14 protein-coding genes are annotated in these 15,394 nt (G+C 60.2%); 6 read left to right on the top strand and 8 right to left on the bottom strand.

Features of this window, described 5'->3' with window-relative positions:
- Position 1: 1 nt before the first annotated feature.
- Positions 2-901 (bottom strand): tRNA 2-thiocytidine(32) synthetase TtcA, encoded by a 900-nt coding sequence (gene ttcA, locus HNR38_RS14535; protein WP_183705596.1) that lies wholly within the window; start codon positions 899-901, stop codon positions 2-4.
- A gap of 117 nt (positions 902-1,018) precedes the next feature.
- Here ttcA and HNR38_RS14530 point away from each other — a divergent pair, with 117 nt between their 5' ends.
- Both HNR38_RS14530 and HNR38_RS14525 read left to right on the top strand, forming a co-directional pair.
- On the top strand, positions 1,019-1,699 hold the full coding sequence (locus HNR38_RS14530) for a DNA-J related domain-containing protein (protein WP_183705595.1): 681 nt from the start codon (positions 1,019-1,021) through the stop codon (positions 1,697-1,699).
- A 4-nt stretch (positions 1,700-1,703) separates the two neighbouring features.
- Entirely contained in the window at positions 1,704-2,729 is a 1,026-nt protein-coding gene (locus HNR38_RS14525; RefSeq protein ID WP_183705594.1) for a polysaccharide deacetylase family protein, read from the top strand.
- 25 nt (positions 2,730-2,754) lie between these two features.
- On the opposite strand, the gene HNR38_RS14520 is transcribed toward HNR38_RS14525, so the two are convergent.
- Positions 2,755-3,075 carry a TraR/DksA family transcriptional regulator gene (locus tag HNR38_RS14520; protein WP_183705593.1) on the bottom strand — a complete coding sequence of 107 codons (321 nt, stop codon included), beginning with the start codon at positions 3,073-3,075 and terminating at the stop codon, positions 2,755-2,757.
- A gap of 255 nt (positions 3,076-3,330) precedes the next feature.
- Between HNR38_RS14520 and HNR38_RS14515 the strand changes: the two genes are divergently transcribed.
- Positions 3,331-5,055 carry a diguanylate cyclase domain-containing protein gene (locus tag HNR38_RS14515; protein ID WP_183705591.1) on the top strand — a complete coding sequence of 575 codons (1,725 nt, stop codon included), beginning with the start codon at positions 3,331-3,333 and terminating at the stop codon, positions 5,053-5,055.
- Positions 5,056-5,222: 167 nt separating this feature from the next.
- On the top strand, positions 5,223-6,473 hold the full coding sequence (locus HNR38_RS14510; protein WP_183705584.1) for an ABC transporter substrate-binding protein: 1,251 nt from the start codon (positions 5,223-5,225) through the stop codon (positions 6,471-6,473).
- 54 nt (positions 6,474-6,527) lie between these two features.
- Here HNR38_RS14510 and HNR38_RS14505 read toward each other — a convergent pair whose 3' ends face one another.
- The 3 genes from HNR38_RS14505 to edd are packed head-to-tail and all read right to left on the bottom strand — an operon-like array spanning position 6,528 to position 9,906.
- Positions 6,528-7,136: a uracil-DNA glycosylase family protein gene (locus tag HNR38_RS14505; RefSeq protein ID WP_183705582.1), complete on the bottom strand. Its 609-nt coding sequence runs from the start codon at positions 7,134-7,136 to the stop codon at positions 6,528-6,530.
- Complete coding sequence (gene glk, locus HNR38_RS14500; protein WP_183705581.1) at positions 7,133-8,089, bottom strand: glucokinase; 957 nt, start codon at positions 8,087-8,089, stop codon at positions 7,133-7,135. Before glk ends, HNR38_RS14505 begins: the two co-directional genes overlap by 4 nt.
- Positions 8,086-9,906: a phosphogluconate dehydratase gene (gene edd / locus HNR38_RS14495; RefSeq protein WP_183705580.1), complete on the bottom strand. Its 1,821-nt coding sequence runs from the start codon at positions 9,904-9,906 to the stop codon at positions 8,086-8,088. The genes glk and edd overlap by 4 nt, the downstream gene beginning before the upstream one ends.
- Positions 9,907-10,013: 107 nt before the next feature.
- On the opposite strand from edd, the gene pyk reads away from it, so the two are divergent.
- Positions 10,014-11,462, top strand: coding sequence for a pyruvate kinase (gene pyk, locus HNR38_RS14490; protein ID WP_183705578.1), 1,449 nt, complete (start codon positions 10,014-10,016; stop codon positions 11,460-11,462).
- Positions 11,463-11,468: 6 nt separating this feature from the next.
- Here the strand turns inward: pyk and HNR38_RS14485 are convergent, their stop codons facing one another.
- Genes HNR38_RS14485 through zwf form a run of 3 tightly spaced genes read right to left on the bottom strand, consistent with a single transcriptional unit; the run spans position 11,469 to position 14,335 of the window.
- Positions 11,469-12,134: a bifunctional 4-hydroxy-2-oxoglutarate aldolase/2-dehydro-3-deoxy-phosphogluconate aldolase gene (locus HNR38_RS14485; RefSeq protein ID WP_183705576.1), complete on the bottom strand. Its 666-nt coding sequence runs from the start codon at positions 12,132-12,134 to the stop codon at positions 11,469-11,471.
- A 22-nt stretch (positions 12,135-12,156) separates the two neighbouring features.
- Positions 12,157-12,876, bottom strand: a complete 720-nt coding sequence (gene pgl, locus HNR38_RS14480; RefSeq protein WP_183705574.1) for a 6-phosphogluconolactonase — start codon at positions 12,874-12,876, stop codon at positions 12,157-12,159.
- Positions 12,863-14,335 carry a glucose-6-phosphate dehydrogenase gene (gene zwf, locus HNR38_RS14475; protein WP_183705572.1) on the bottom strand — a complete coding sequence of 491 codons (1,473 nt, stop codon included), beginning with the start codon at positions 14,333-14,335 and terminating at the stop codon, positions 12,863-12,865. The genes pgl and zwf overlap by 14 nt, the downstream gene beginning before the upstream one ends.
- A gap of 177 nt (positions 14,336-14,512) precedes the next feature.
- Here zwf and HNR38_RS14470 point away from each other — a divergent pair, with 177 nt between their 5' ends.
- Entirely contained in the window at positions 14,513-15,385 is an 873-nt protein-coding gene (locus HNR38_RS14470; protein ID WP_183705570.1) for a MurR/RpiR family transcriptional regulator, read from the top strand.
- The last annotated feature ends 9 nt before the right edge of the window (positions 15,386-15,394 follow it).

Genomic DNA, 15,394 nt, shown 5'->3' with positions numbered 1-15,394 from the left:
GTCAGAGGTTCAGAACATCCAGCCTGCCGAACTCCGGTTCCGGAGCGGCGTCCTGAACGACCGCCTGGCGCTTGCCGCCAAGGCGTTTACCTTCGCGAAAGTCATACAGATCGGGGTCCGCCAGATGGGAGGGCTCGACATTGCACATGGCCCGGAACATGGTCTCCAGGCGGCCCGGATGCTCACGGTCCCACTGCTGGAACATGTCCTTGATCACCTGGCGCTGAAGGTTTTCCTGGGAGCCACACAGATTGCAGGGAATGATCGGGAACTCGCGCAATGCCGCATAGCGGGCAATGTCTTTCTCCCGGCTGTACGCCAGCGGACGGATAACCGTGTTGCGGCCGTCATCACTGTGCAGCACCGGCGGCATGGATTTCAGCTTGCCGCCGTAGAACATGTTGAGGAACAGGGTTTCCAGCAGGTCGTCCCGGTGGTGGCCCAGGGCGATCTTGGTGACGCCATGTTCCTCGGCAAAATTATAGAGAATCCCACGGCGCAGCCGTGAACACAGACCGCAGGTGGTTTTGCCCTCAGGCACCTTTTCCTTGACGATGCTGTAGGTATCTTTCTCGATGATGTGATATTCGATCCCCATGGAATCGAGATAGTCCGGCAGAACCTCTTCCGGGAACCCCGGCTGCTTCTGGTCAAGGTTGACAGCAATCACGTCGAAATCCACCGGCGCACTTTTCTGCAGGTTCAGCAGAATATCGAGCATGGCGTAGGAGTCCTTGCCACCGGACAGGCAGCACATCACCTTGTCGCCTGCCTCGATCATCGAGAAGTCGGCAATCGCCTGTCCGACATCACGGCGCAGGCGTTTCTGAAGCTTGTTCAGTTCCTGCTTCTGGCTGCGCTCCTGTTCAGACTGCGGTGTCGGTGCGGACTGGGCTGTCATCGTGCGGGATCATCTCCTGCCAAGGGGTGGTGGCTTTGGGTCGGGCATTATACGCACCCATCAGGCCGAGTGACAGACCACATCCGGGTCTTTCAAGGCGGTGCCGGCTGACATACCATGGAGTCCATGACAGATCCGGCACTTACCCGGGAGGGGGCGCCCCTCCAGCACAGCGAGCAGGACCAGTGGGACTGGCTGGAACAGCAGGTTCAGCATCTCATGGTCGCTGTTGAGCATGAACTGCGCATCGCAGGCCCCATCGGGATCAGTGAACTGGATCTGATCCGGGCCCTCCAGTCCGAACGATGGCAACTGATCGGGACCGTGAACTTCATGGAACCGGACCAGCTCTATCCGGTGCATTTTCTGCTTTTCCACAGCCTTTACCGGCTCAGGGAACAACTGTCTCCCGACAGGGAAAGCCTGGTTATTTCTCCGCTACGCCTGGGCATTGTTCCCCGGGCCGGAGAACCCAGACAGACCCTGCCGGACCAGGAAGACCCGCTACGCGCCTTCTATCTGGATCTGAATCAGTATTTCATGTCGAACGACGACATCCAGACCATGATGGACAGCTTCTGGTCAGGCTCGGCCATGAACCGCCCCGACCACACGGCCACCCACAGGGCCGCCAGCACCCTCGGTTTTGAACAGCCACCGGCAAGCTTTGCTACGGTCAAGAAACAGTTCCGGCGCCGGGTCATGACGGCGCATCCCGACAGGGGTGGCAGCACAGAAGAAATCCAGCAACTCAATCATGCCTTTTCAGTACTCAAGGCTCATTACTCTCAGGGATAACAGAATGCAACGAAACCTGGCCTACCGACTTCTGCTCACCCTGTGCCTTGCCGCTCCCTCGGCACAGGCAGACCTCGTCGTCCTGCAGTATCACCATGTGGACGACACAACCCCGAACGCCACCAGCACTTCTCCAGAGCTGTTCGAGGCTCAACTGGACAGGATCCGGGAACTGGGACTGGAGGTCGTCCCGCTCATGGAAGGCACTCGGCAGGCAATGGCCGGTGACGGCGGCGAAACCAACCAGGTGGCCCTGACTTTCGATGACGCCTATGAGTCCGTGTATCGCCAGGCGGCCCCTCTGCTCGAAGAACGCCAGTTGCCCTATACCGTATTCGTCAATACCGACGCCGTCGGCAGTCACGGATACATGAACTGGTCCCAGCTGAAGGAGATCAAAGCCAGCGGGCTGGCAACGATCGGTAACCACAGCACAGACCACGACCACCTGGCGCAACGCCCGAATGAGCCGGAATCCGACTGGGAAGCACGTATCGAACACAGTCTGGACGCGGCGCAACAGGCCATTGAAAGCCAGCTGGGCGAGGCTCTCCCACTCTTTGCCTACCCTTATGGCGAGTATGACAAAGCACTGGAGAACAGGCTGGCGGCAAGGGACTGGCTGGGATTCGGTCAGCACTCGGGCGCAATCGGCCCGACCTCCGGTGACACCCGACTGCCCCGCTTTCCCATGGCCAATGCCTACGGCAAGATCGACAGTCTCAGGAACAAGCTGCTGAGCCGGGCCTTCCCGGTGGCAGCCAGCGAGCTACCCGACGGCGTCCTGGAACAGAACCCGCCGCTTCTGACCTTCCCGGTCAGTGATCCCCTGAGCCCCTCGCGGCTGACCTGTTTTGCTTCCGGACTCGGCCGGATCGAGATTGAGAACAACGGCGGCGTGGTTCGCGTACAGGCACCGCAGGCCATAGACGGCCGGCGTTTCCGGTATAACTGTACTCATCCGGCCGGTCAGGGCAGCTACTACTGGCTGTCCCAGCAGTGGCTGAACCTGGAAGCCCCGGAAGACTGAGCGTCACCGGGGCTCCAGCTTCGGCTCAACTGTCAGCGCAGTTGATGCAGACCGTTGTGTAGGGCAGGACCTGAAGCCTGCGCGGGTCGATATCCTCGCCGCACCGTTCGCACTGCTCTCCCACCCCTTCCTCGATCCGGGTCAGGGCATGTGCGATCTGGGAGAGTTCCGCCCGGGTTTCGCTTTCCAGTGAATCCACAACCTCATCATTTTCGACCTGTGCGGCCTGTTCTTCGGAATCTTTCTCCAGCGGGCCACCTTCACGCTGCTGGTGAGCATGGTAACGCTCAAGCCTCGCTTCCAGGTCTGCTTTCAGGGTTTCAAGTTCGGATCTGCGATCACCCATGGTGCTCTCCAATTTGTTGAAAACACGATACGATAGTGTTTATGCTGCAAGCATGCTTGACGCCTGTCAAAAACGGGCGGTTACCGTTGGGACCGGATCACGGATTCTGATAGCTTTGCGGGTTGGCGGACCGGACACCACGGCGGCCTTTCCATTCCAGAACAATCATCCCGGAATCAAGATACCGGGGTACCCAGACCTCACCTGAAAGACCGGGCTTAACCAGACTCGTCGGACAACAGAACAGGAGCCTTCATGGGGCAGCCGCATCCGATCTCCCGAATCATGCACACCGGACTCCTGCTCCAGTGTCGCCCCGAGACGTCTATTGCTGACGCGGCTGCCCGGATGGCGGAGCATTCGGTGAGCTCCATCCTGATCAGTGACGGTCAGACCATTGCCGGCATCTGGACCGAGCACGATGCCCTGGCCATGGATTTCTCCGATCCGGAGGAGTTCAACCGGCCGGTGGTGGACGTAATGAGTTCTCCGGTACTGTCCCTGCCGGCAAGCACCGATGTCGGCGAGGCCGCCATCAAGCTCAAGGAATCCGGCAAACGGCATTTTCTGGTAACAGACGAATCCGGCAAGCCCGTTGGAATATTGTCCCAGACAGACCTGGCACTCAATCAGGGACTCGAGCCCTATCTGAAGCTCCGGGAAGTCCGCGCTGCCGTTGTCCGGGCCCCGATAACTGCCGATGGCGACCAGTCCCTGGCCGATGTTGCCCATCACATGTACCAGCAGTACTCAGAAGCCGTAGTCGTGGATTGTGGCGCCGACGGCCTGGGGATCCTGACCGAGCGGGATATTGTCCGCCTGATTGCCCGACACACCAGCAACACGCCTGTTCGGGAACTGGCGACCCGGCCACTGCTGTCAGTCAACGAGAACGACCCACTGATTCACGCCCGGGATCTGTTGATTGACAACCATATCCGGCATCTGGCCGTGGTGAACAGCCTGGGCCAAGTGACCGGGCTGATTGGCTACCACGACATGCTGGCCGGGGCCGAGCAGATGTATCTGGATGATTTGCGCCAGGCGCTGGAACAGCGTGACCAGGCCCTGGCCAAGTCCCGTCGTACGCTGCAGTTGGCAGAGAAGGTTATTGAATCCTCATTTGAGGGCATTGTGGTCACCGACCGGGATGTGCGAATCGAATTCGTCAACCCGGCTTTCACCCATGTCACCGGATACACCCCGGAGGAAGTGATTGGCCGCACACCTCAGGTGCTGTCATCCGGGCGACACGACAACGAGTTCTATACCAGGATGTGGGACTCCCTGGCCACCCACGGATACTGGCGAGGCGAGATATGGAACCGCCGCAAAAGCGGCGAGCTCTATCTCGAGCTTCTGACCATCACCGCCATTACCGACGACAACGGCGACACCACCCACTACGCCGGCCTCTTCACCGACATCACCCAGAACCGGAAAAACGAAGAACAGATCCGTCAACTGGCCTATTACGACGCGCTGACCGGCGTCCCCAACCGACGGCTGCTGGAGGATCGGCTTGATCACGCCATCCGGCATGCCCACCGCAAGGCCATGCAACTGGCCGTTATATTCATGGACCTCGACGAGTTCAAACAGGTCAATGACACCCTGGGCCATTCGGTCGGAGACGAACTGCTGGCTCAATTCACCAACAGGGTTCGCGACTGCCTGCGTGAAGATGACACGCTGGCGCGCCTGGGCGGAGATGAGTTCATCGTGCTGTTACCGGAAATGGAGAGCATCGACCATGTACTAATGGTGGCCGATCGCATTATTGGAGTGAACGCCCAGCCCTACAAAATCGGCGAGGAGCATGTCACCATCGGCACCAGCCTTGGCATCAGCCTTTACCCCGATGACGGGGAAACAGTGGAGGAACTCCTTAACGGAGCCGATGTAGCCATGTATCGCTCCAAACGGGATGGACGAAACCGCTATAACCTGTTTGATCCGGATGTATTGCAAGCCGATTGAACCGGGGCTGCGGGCGGTGACTTGCATCAAGAAGCAGCCATTTCCCGACGCCCCTCACACTACGGTCAACGGCTGGCATGGTAACCTTCACCGGACACTGACCTGTTACCTGGGATAAGATAACAAGAACCCGCTTTGGGAATCATTGACATCGGAGGCCTACCGTAATGACTTTCAGGAAAATCCTGCTCTCGGCGTGTCTAGTCTTGCTCAGCTTCACGACGGTTTCGGCAGAGACCCTCAAGATTGGACTGAATTACCCCCAGACAGGCCGGTACAAGGAGCAGGGCCTGCAGCAACGCCTCGGGGCCTTCCTGGCGGTGGACGAAATCAACAAGGCCGGCGGGGTGATGGGCCAGGACCTGGAACTGGTCATCCGTAATAGCCGTGGGGAGCCGGAAAGGGGCGCCCGCAACACCGCCGAACTGATTGACCGGGAAGGTGCCCAGATGGTCTTCGGCGGCGTATCCAGCTCCGTCGCCATTGCCTCCGGGAAAGCCGCCCGGGACCGTAACCGGATCTACTTCGGTACCCTGACCTACTCCAACGCCACCACCGGCAGTGAGGGTCACAAGTATATGTTCCGGGAGCCCTACAATGCCTGGATGGCCGCCAAGGCACTGAGCCGGTACCTGAAGCAGAACCATTCCGGTGATGACTATTTCTACGTCACCGCCGATTACACCTGGGGCTGGTCTGTCGAGGAATCCATGCGGCGGTTCACCGAGACCCAGGACACGGAAGCTCATCAGGGTGTCAAAACGCCATTTCCCCGGGCGCTGATAACAGATTTCCGGGAAGCTCTGGAACAGGCTGAAGCCAGCGGTGCCAAGGTCCTGGTTCTGGTGCTGTTTGGCGATGACATGGTACGGGCCCTGGATGTCGCCTATGACATGGGACTGACCGAAAAAATGCAGGTAGTGGTTCCCAACCTCACGTTAAGCATGGCAGCCCAGGAAGGCCCGACTGTCATGGAGGGCATCATCGGTGCGGTGCCCTGGGTCTGGAATCTTCCCTTCGAGCGCGGTTACGCCCGCGGCAAGGAGTTTGTGGAAGCCTTCTCAAGCCGCTATGAAATGCGCCCGTCGTCATCCGCCGCTTCTGCGTACAGCATTATTTACCAGTACAAGGACGCAATTGAGCGGGCTGGCACCACCAACACCCGGGACGTGATCCGGGCGCTGGAAGGCCATCGTTACAGCTTCCTGAAGGACGAGCAGTACTGGCGCGAGTTTGATCACCAGAACGTGCAAAGCGTGCACGTTGTCCGGATCAAACCCCGCAACACCATTATCGATGATCAGTTCGCAGCGGACTATTTCGAAATCATTGATTCCATGCCAGGTGACGAAGCCGCCCAGACTCGCGAAGAATGGGAGCAGCGCCGCAAAGACGCGGGCAAGCCCACGTCACTCTGACATCAGGCTCGATGGGATGTCCGTGACCCGAAGGGGCCGGGCATCCCCCTCCCCCTACCTACCCGCCTCTCCCAGCACTTCAGCCACCCTGCCTTGCAGTGACGGTATAACCTCCTTCTCGAACCAGGGGTTATTCCGCAACCAGAGATTGTTCCTTGGGCTTGGATGAGGTGTTGGCAGAACCCGGGGCCAGTGTTTTCGCCAGTCCCGGACATTGGCGGTTACTGCCCGGTGAGCATCAGACAGATGCCAGGACTGGGCATAGCGTCCGATCAGCAGGGTCAGCTCGATATTCGGGAGGCGAGCCAGCAACGCCTCCCGCCAGGCCGGGGCACATTCCGGTCGGGGCGGCAGATCCCCAGACGAGCCAGTACCCGGATAACAGAATCCCATGGGCAGGATCGCCAGCTTACGCTCATCGTAGAAGGTCTCCCGGGTGATTCCCATCCACTGACGAAGCCTGTCGCCGCTGGGGTCATTGAACGGCAGACCGGTTTCATGGACTTTTCGTCCCGGCGCCTGTCCCACCACAAGAATTCTAGAGGAAGGACTCAGTTGAACAACCGGCCGCGGCTCGTGAGGCAGCGCCTGTGCGCAGATACGGCAGGCACGCACCTGCTCCACCAACTGATCAAAGCTCAACTCTGTCAGCCTCTGTGTCATGATGTCGCCTCCAATGCCTTTGCAGCTCCCATGAGGCCTGTCTGAGGTTCCATAACGATATGCACCGGGGTTTCCCTCAGCAACATGGCCATCCGGCCCTTGTCAGTGAACCCCTTGGCAAACGGACTGCGGATCAGGAACTCAGGGAACCGGGTCACGATACCGCCTGTCAGGTACACCCCCCCGAAGGCTCCCAGGGTCAGCACCGCATTACCGGCCGTGCGCCCCAGCAATTCACAGAAGTGCATCAATGCAGTGACCGCCAGGCCATCACCCGCGCTGGCAGCGGCGGTTATCAACTCCGGCGCCTGTAGCACCGCAGTAACACCCCGAATGTCGGCGTGGGCCCGATAGAGCGCCAGCAATCCCTCGCCACTGAGTATCCGTTCCACGGAAACCCGGCCAAACCGGCGCTGAAGAATACGCAGAATCTCCACTTCAGTACCGGTAACCACCGGAAAATCCACATGCCCCCCTTCCGTTACCAGCGGCAACCAGCCCCCATCTGAGGGGATCAATGCGGCCATTCCCAGCCCGGTCCCCGGCCCCATCACAAGCCGGGGGGCCAGCCCGCGCTGACCTTCAGCAACGGCAACCAGACCGCTGTCCGGCACCTGGAGCACACCCAGAGCCATGGCATGGTAATCATTGATCACATCCAGTCGGGACCAGCCGAATGCCTGTTTCAACTGCGGAATGGAAAATGCCCATTGACCGTTAGTCAGCCGCGCTTCGCGCAGTCGGACCGGCCCGGCCACCGCCAGGCAGGCAGCGTCGATCCATGGCCTGCCAGCTTCGTCCAGATAGACATCCAGCGCCTGCTCCACGGTTTCATAGTCGGTCGTAGCAAGCGACAACGGACAATGGAGCCGGGAATCACCAGCTTGCACCAGAGCAAAGCGTGCATTGGTGCCGCCAATATCCCCGACCAGTGACCAGTTTCCGGCCGTCATGACTCATGGTTCCAGAAAAAGCTGCCTCCCTGCTCGGGATTTCCCGCTGCCCGCCGGAACCAGCCAAACAGTTCGCGGCCGTAGCCCTGCTGACTACCTGACAGGTCGGCACCGGCCAGTGGCCGGTCCGCCAGTTCGGGTTCCGATACCTGGATAGCCAGTTTGCCCTCGTTGGCATCCACGCAGACAAGGTCACCATCCTGAACACGCGCCAGGGGGCCACCGTCGAGCGCTTCCGGGTAGACATGAATAGCCGCCGGCACTTTGCCGGAAGCACCTGACATCCGGCCGTCCGTCACCAGCGCCACACTGAATCCACGATCCTGAAGCACCCCCAGGTAAGGGGTCAGCTTGTGCAGTTCAGGCATTCCGTTGGCCCGCGGTCCCTGGAAGCGGACCACCACGACGCAGTCCCGGTCCAGAGCGCCGGACTCAAACGCGTGGCGCAACTGGTCCTGGCTATCAAACACCACCGCCGGAGCCTCGACCCGGCGATGGGAGGGAGCCACCGCCGATACCTTAATGACGCCCCGGCCCAGGTTGCCATCCAGAACCCGCAACCCGCCATCCGGCGCGAAAGGCCGTTCCGGGGACGCCAGCACGTCCGGATTGCGGCTCTCGGCTTCGGCGGGTACCCACTGCAACTCATCGTTTTTCCATTCCGGCATGCGGGCATAACGATCCAGGCCGTGACCGACCACCGTCTCCACATCGTTGTGCAGAAAACCGGCCGCCAGCAGTTGCTGAATCAGATAAGGCGTTCCACCGGCCTGATGGAAGGCGTTGACGTCCTCCTGACCGTTGGGATAAATGCGGGTTACAGAGGGCACCACGGAGGAAAGCTCGGCATAGTCTTGCCAGTTGATCTGGATACCGGCGGCCCGGGCAATCGCGACCCAGTGAATCGTGTGATTGGTGGAACCACCGGTCGCAAGCAGCGCCACCAGGGCGTTCACGATCGATTTTTCATCCACCATATGCGCCAGCCCCAAGGTGCCGCCATTCGGTTTCGAGAGCCGGATAACCTGTTCGGTGGCGGCGCGGGTCAGCGCATCCCTCAGCGGTGTGCCAGGATTTACAAAGGCGGCGCCCGGAAGGTGCAGGCCCATCACTTCCACCAGCAACTGGTTGCTGTTGGCAGTGCCATAGAACGTGCAGGTACCCGGACTGTGATAGGATTTGCTCTCGGCCTCCAGGAGCTCGTCGCGGTCGATTTTGCCTTCCGCATAGAGTTGGCGAATCCGCTGCTTCTCGCGGTTTGGCAGTCCGGATGGCATGGGGCCCGAAGGCACCAGGATGGTCGGCAGATACCCGAAACTGAGGGCACCGATCAGCAGCCCTGGAACAATTTTGTCACAAATGCCCAGCAATAATGTGGCATCGAACATGTTGTGGCTCAGCGCAATCGCCGTGCTCATGGCAATGGTGTCCCGGGAGAACAGGCTCAGCTCCATACCCGGCTGGCCCTGGGTCACACCATCACACATGGCCGGCGTGCCGCCGGCAAACTGGGTAACAGACCCCATGCCGTGGGCCGCGTCCCGGATAATGTCGGGAAAACGGTGATACGGCTGGTGAGCCGAAAGCATGTCATTATAGGCGGAGACGATGGCCACGTTGGCCCGGTTCATGAACTTCAGGGTGTCCTTGTCATCCTGACCACAGGCGGCAAAACCATGGGCGAGATTGCCACAGGACAGGGTGCCCCTGTGAGGCTCCCGTGCACCCAGCGCCTCCATCTGAGCGAGGTAGTCGCGGCGAGTGGTCCTGCTTCGTTCGATAATACGGTCAGTGACCTTCGAGACCGTGGGATGCATAGTTTACCTCCAGTCGTCATGGCGTCGCTCGACGTAAGTTTACTTCCTTTACGGGCACCTTTCAGGTTCAATCACTCTATACTCAGGCAGTACTAAGGATCTTCACTATGCTCAGGCGTACCAAAATTGTTGCCACCCTTGGCCCGGCAACCGACAGTCCGGAAACCCTCGCCGGCATCATTGCCGCCGGTGTTGACGTTACCCGACTCAACTTTTCCCACGGCAGCGCCGAGGAACACATGACCCGGGCCCGGCAGGTGCGTGAGCAGGCACAGAGCCAGGGCCGTTTTGTGGCCCTGCTCGCCGATCTCCAGGGTCCGAAACTCCGGATCGCCCGGTTCGCCGAAAACAAGGTATCCCTGGTACCCGGCCAGACCTTCGTGCTGGACGCAGCCATGGACAAGGAGGCCGGTACCACAGACAGCGTGGGTATCGACTACGAGGAACTGATCAACGATGTGGCACCGGGCGACATTCTGGTGCTGGACGATGGCCGCATCGAAATGGAAGTCACCTCTGTGAACGACCACAGTATCACTTCCCGGGTATTGATCGGTGGCCCACTCTCCAACAACAAGGGCCTGAACAAACGGGGCGGCGGCCTGTCGGCCGATGCTCTGACAGAAAAAGACAAGCAGGACATCGTGACTGCGGCCAAGCTGGGCGCGGACTATGTCGCGGTCTCCTTCGTGCGTACTGCCGAGGATATGCATATTGCACGCCGTCTGCTCCGTGAAGCCGGCTCCGAGGCCGGCCTGGTGGCTAAAATCGAGCGCGCGGAACTGGCTCATGACACCGAAGCCCTGGATGCGGTGATTACCGCCTCCGATGCCGTGATGGTGGCACGCGGGGATCTGGCGGTGGAAATCGGTGATGCCGAGCTGGTGGCGGTGCAGAAACACATTATCTCAAGAGCCCGGGTACTGAACCGGGCCGTGATTACCGCCACCCAGATGATGGAATCCATGATTACCAGCCCGATGCCAACCCGGGCCGAGGTATCCGATGTTGCCAACGCGGTCATGGACTACACAGACGCCGTCATGCTGTCGGCGGAGACCGCCGTTGGCGACTACCCGAAAGAGGCGGTCGAGTCCATGGTTCGGATCTGCCTGGGCGCTGAGCGTCACCCGTCCATGCACCAGTCCAAGCACCGGATTCATGAAGCCATGGTCCGGGTGGACGAGGCGATTGCGCTGTCAGCCATGTATGCGGCCAATCATCTGGAAGGGGTTGCGGCCATCGCCTGCCTGACCGAAACCGGGTCTACGCCCCGACTGATGTCACGCATCAAATCCAGCCTGCCGATTTTCGCCTACTCCTGTCATCACGCCACCCAGCACAAGGTGGCGCTGTTCCGTGGTGTACAGACGGTGCCCTTTGACTCCTCCGAGCTGGCGGCTGACCAGGTCAATGCCCTGGCCGTCGAGAAACTACAGGCACTGGGTATCGTCAAAGATGGCGATCTGGTGATCCTGACCAAGGGCGACTACGCCAATGCCCAGGGCGGCACCAACAGCATGAAAGTGGTTCGCGTCGGCTCGGATATCCGCTGAGGCTGATTACCGATTCCGGGTGGCTCCGAGGCTGGCGAGACTGGTCCGGGCCAACCCGGAGATAGCTTCCCAGTCCCCCTGCTGGACCAGGTCATCCGGCGTCAGCCAGCTGCCGCCAACCGAGGCGACATTGGCCAGCGCCAGGTAGTCTGCCGCGGTTTCTCTGCGGATACCCCCGGTCGGGCAGAAGGTCACGTCCGGAAAGGGCCCCGCCAGTGCCCGCAACGCGGGAATACCGCCAGCCACCTCCGCCGGAAAGAACTTGAAGTGTCGCAAGCCTTTTTCATACCCGAGCATCAACTCAGAGGCGGTGGCAACTCCCGGCAACAGAGGGGTATCGGATTCGACCGCAGCATTCAGAATGCTGCCGGTTAAACCGGGGGTAATCACAAACGCTGCCCCCAGCTCAGTCACCCGCCGGAACTGCTCGGCCGTGGTCACGGTTCCGGCACCGACAATCGCGTCCGGTATGGCTTCCTGAACCCGGGTAATGGCCTGCTCGCCATGCTCCGTCCTCAGGGTGATTTCCAGGACCCGCACGCCACCGTCATAGAGGGCCTGGCACAGGGGCACCGCGTCTTCCAGGCGCCGGATGGCAAGAACTGGGATGAGGGGCGATGCCGCAAGCACGGCTGCAACCCGTTGCCGGTACCCGGCAGAGACATGTGACATGCAGTCCTCCGCATTCTGACAATCAGGGACTCCAGTATATTTCCAGCCCCGGTTTCAGAAACGCCCGAATCGGCATGGCCATGGGATCGTCGAGATCGGCCAATGCCGTTGCCAGCGTATCCAGTTTTTCCTGCCCCTTGAGATGCAAGGCCGTGAAACGGGCACCGGCCAGGACCGGCGGGGTCAGGGTGATCCGTTTCCGGGACTGGGAAGGCGGTGTCATCAGGGCCACCCGGCATTCGTTATCCGCCGCCATCGCCTGCGCCAACTCAGGGGCATCCGGGAACAGCGAAGCGGTATGGCCATCATTGCCCATGCCCAGGACCAGGACGTCCACGGGCAACGCAAGCGGGGCCAGTTGCCGCTCGATAGCCGGCAGGGCCGTCTCCGGGTCGCCTTCTCCCACCTCCATCTGCAGAAACTGCGCACAAGCGGCACAATCCTGTAAAAGATGAGCCCTGAGCAGAGCGGCGTTACTGTCCGGGTGCGTGTCCGGCACCCAGCGCTCATCGGCCAGTACAACCACCACCCGGCCCCAGTCCAGCGTCTTTCCGGACAGTGCCTGAAAAAACGGCACCGGCGTGCTCCCCCCGGACACCACCAGGGTGGCGTTCCGGGCGTGTTTCAGGCGCCGCCTGAGCACCTTTGCGACATCATCAGCCAGGGCCTCTGCAGTCTGTTCCGGCGACGGCCCGTCGTGGAGCTCAACCCCCTGTGGCAACGGCAGCTCAGACATCTTCATACCAGCTCCTGCCATCCCGGGTAATCATCGCGATGGACGCCACCGGGCCCCAGGTGCCGGCAGCGTAACGTTTCGGCGGCTCGCCGCTGTCATGCCAGTTGCGGATGATCCGGTCCACCCAGCGCCAGGCATACTCCACTTCATCACGGCGCAGGAAGAGATACTGATTGCCGCGCATGACCTCCCACAACAGACGCTCGTAGGCATCCGGGGTCCGATCTTCCGAGAAGGTCTCGGAAAAGGTCAGCTCCAGAGGCCCCTGGCGCAACCTCATGCCTTTGTCGAGCCCCTGCTCCTTGGTCAGAATTTTCAGCGCCATGCCCTCATCCGGCTGCAGACGGATAATCAGCTTGTTGTTGGCCAGGTGTTTCTGGTCGGGGTCAAAAATGTAATGGGGCGCAGGCTTGAAGTGGATGATGATCTGGGACAGCTTCTCCGGCAGGCGTTTACCGGTCCGTATGTAAAATGGCACGCCCGCCCATCGCCAGTTGTCGAGCTCCGCCTTGATGGCAACAAAGGTTTCGGTTTCGCTGGAGCGGTTCGCCCCTTCCTCTTCCAGATAACCGGGTACCGGCTTGCCCTCACTGGTCCCTGCCGTGTACTGCCCACGCACGACATTCTGACCCACCGAATCCGGGTTCACCGTTTTCAACGCTTTGAGCACTTTGACCTTTTCATCCCGGATACTATCCGGAGACAGGTCTGATGGAGGGTCCATGGCAATCAGGCATAGCAACTGCAGCAAATGGCTCTGGACCATATCCCGGAGCTGACCGGCCCGGTCAAAATAACCCCAGCGCCCTTCAATACCGACGCTCTCCGCCACCGTAATCTCCACGTGAGAGATGTGGTTCTGGTCCCACTGTGAGGCAAACAGGTTATTGGCAAAACGCAGCGCTATCAGGTTCTGGACGGTTTCCTTGCCCAGGTAGTGATCCATGCGGAACAACTGGGTTTCCTGATAGACCTCCCCAAGCTCATCGTTAACCACGCGAGAGGATTCCAGGTCATGTCCGATCGGTTTTTCCACCACCACACGAGTCCGGTCGGTACAGCAGTTACCGGCTTTCAGGTTGCGGGCTATCACGCCATAAAGACCCGGCGGCGTCGCCATGTAGACGATGAGCTGGTTATCGTGATTGCGCCACTCGTTGAGGGATTCAAAGCGGCTCTCCTCCGCAAAATCCAACTGCAGGTAGTCTACCCGGCCAATGAAACGGTCGATTACCTCTGGGTTCTGCTCCGCCTCAGGAACAAGTGTGCGAAGGTTCTCCGCCAGTTGCTGGCGAAAAGGATCGATGGTGAGGGGGCGACGAGCCAGGGCCAGAATCCGGCTGTTGTCCGCCAACAGGCCGGCACGGTCAAGCTGATACAGGGCGGGGAACAACTTGCGCATGGCCAGATCCCCGAGCGCGCCAAACAGCATGAGATCACATGGTGTATCCGTCCTGTCTGCCATTTCCATCTCCTGTCACCGCTGCTGCCGGGTTCCAGTGTCGTAAGTTTCAATAAATAATGACACCGGGATTCGGTCAAGCCAAGGGTACGTGCTACATTTGATACATTTACTACCCGCCTGACCGATCAGAACGGGTATAATCGGAACTCGACACGCAATACAAGGGAGCATACCCCCATGGTGGAACACACGGGGCGCAGAGACGACAACCTGCTTGAGCAGATTCAGGACCGACTGCAGACACTCAATAAATCCGAACGCAAGGTTGCCGAAGCCATCCTCCGGGACCCCACCGCAGCGACACGCTACAGCATCGCAGCCCTGGCCAGGGCTGCCGACGTCAGCGAACCAACCGTTAACCGGTTCTGCCGTGGCTTCTCAGCGACCGGGTTTCCGGACTTCAAGATCCGCCTGGCCCAGAGCATTGCCACCGGCACCCCTTACGTAGGCCAGAACATCAAGCCGGATGACAGCCCGGCCGAGTTCGCTGACAAGATCATGCTTACAACCATAGCTAACCTGGACAAGGCTCGCCAGGCGCTGGATCCAAATGACATCGCCACCGTGGTCGACTACCTCATCCAGGCCAAACAGATCAGCTTCTTCGGTATGGGCGGTTCGGCGTCCGTCGCCATGGATGCCCAGCACAAGTTTTTCCGGTTCAACATCCCGGTGTCGTCCTACGATGACGCCCTGATGCAACGCATGGTCGCGGCGGGCTCAGGCGTGGGCGATGCCATCGTGCTGATCTCCTTCACCGGCCGCACCCGTGAGACTGTCGAGATTGCCCATCTGGCTCGCGCCAACGGCGCCACGGTTATCGGCATCACCAACCCGGACTCTCCCCTGGCGGAAGTCTGCACGGCCATTCTCGGGGTCACCGCGCCCGAGGACACCGAGGTCTACATGCCGATGTCGTCCCGGATCATTCACCTCACCGTGATCGATATTCTGGCGACCGGCGTCACCCTGAAACGGGGACCGGACTTCCTGGAGCACCTGCGCAAGATCAAGGAGAGCCTGAAAGCCACCCGTTTCCCCCTGAGCTGACACTCTCTC

This window comes from Marinobacter oulmenensis (assembly GCF_014201735.1).
In the GTDB taxonomy this organism is placed as follows: Bacteria; Pseudomonadota; Gammaproteobacteria; order Pseudomonadales; family Oleiphilaceae; genus Marinobacter; species Marinobacter oulmenensis.
The sequence above is the reverse complement of the archived record's forward strand: the minus strand, read 5'-3'. Positions and strand labels throughout refer to the sequence as shown.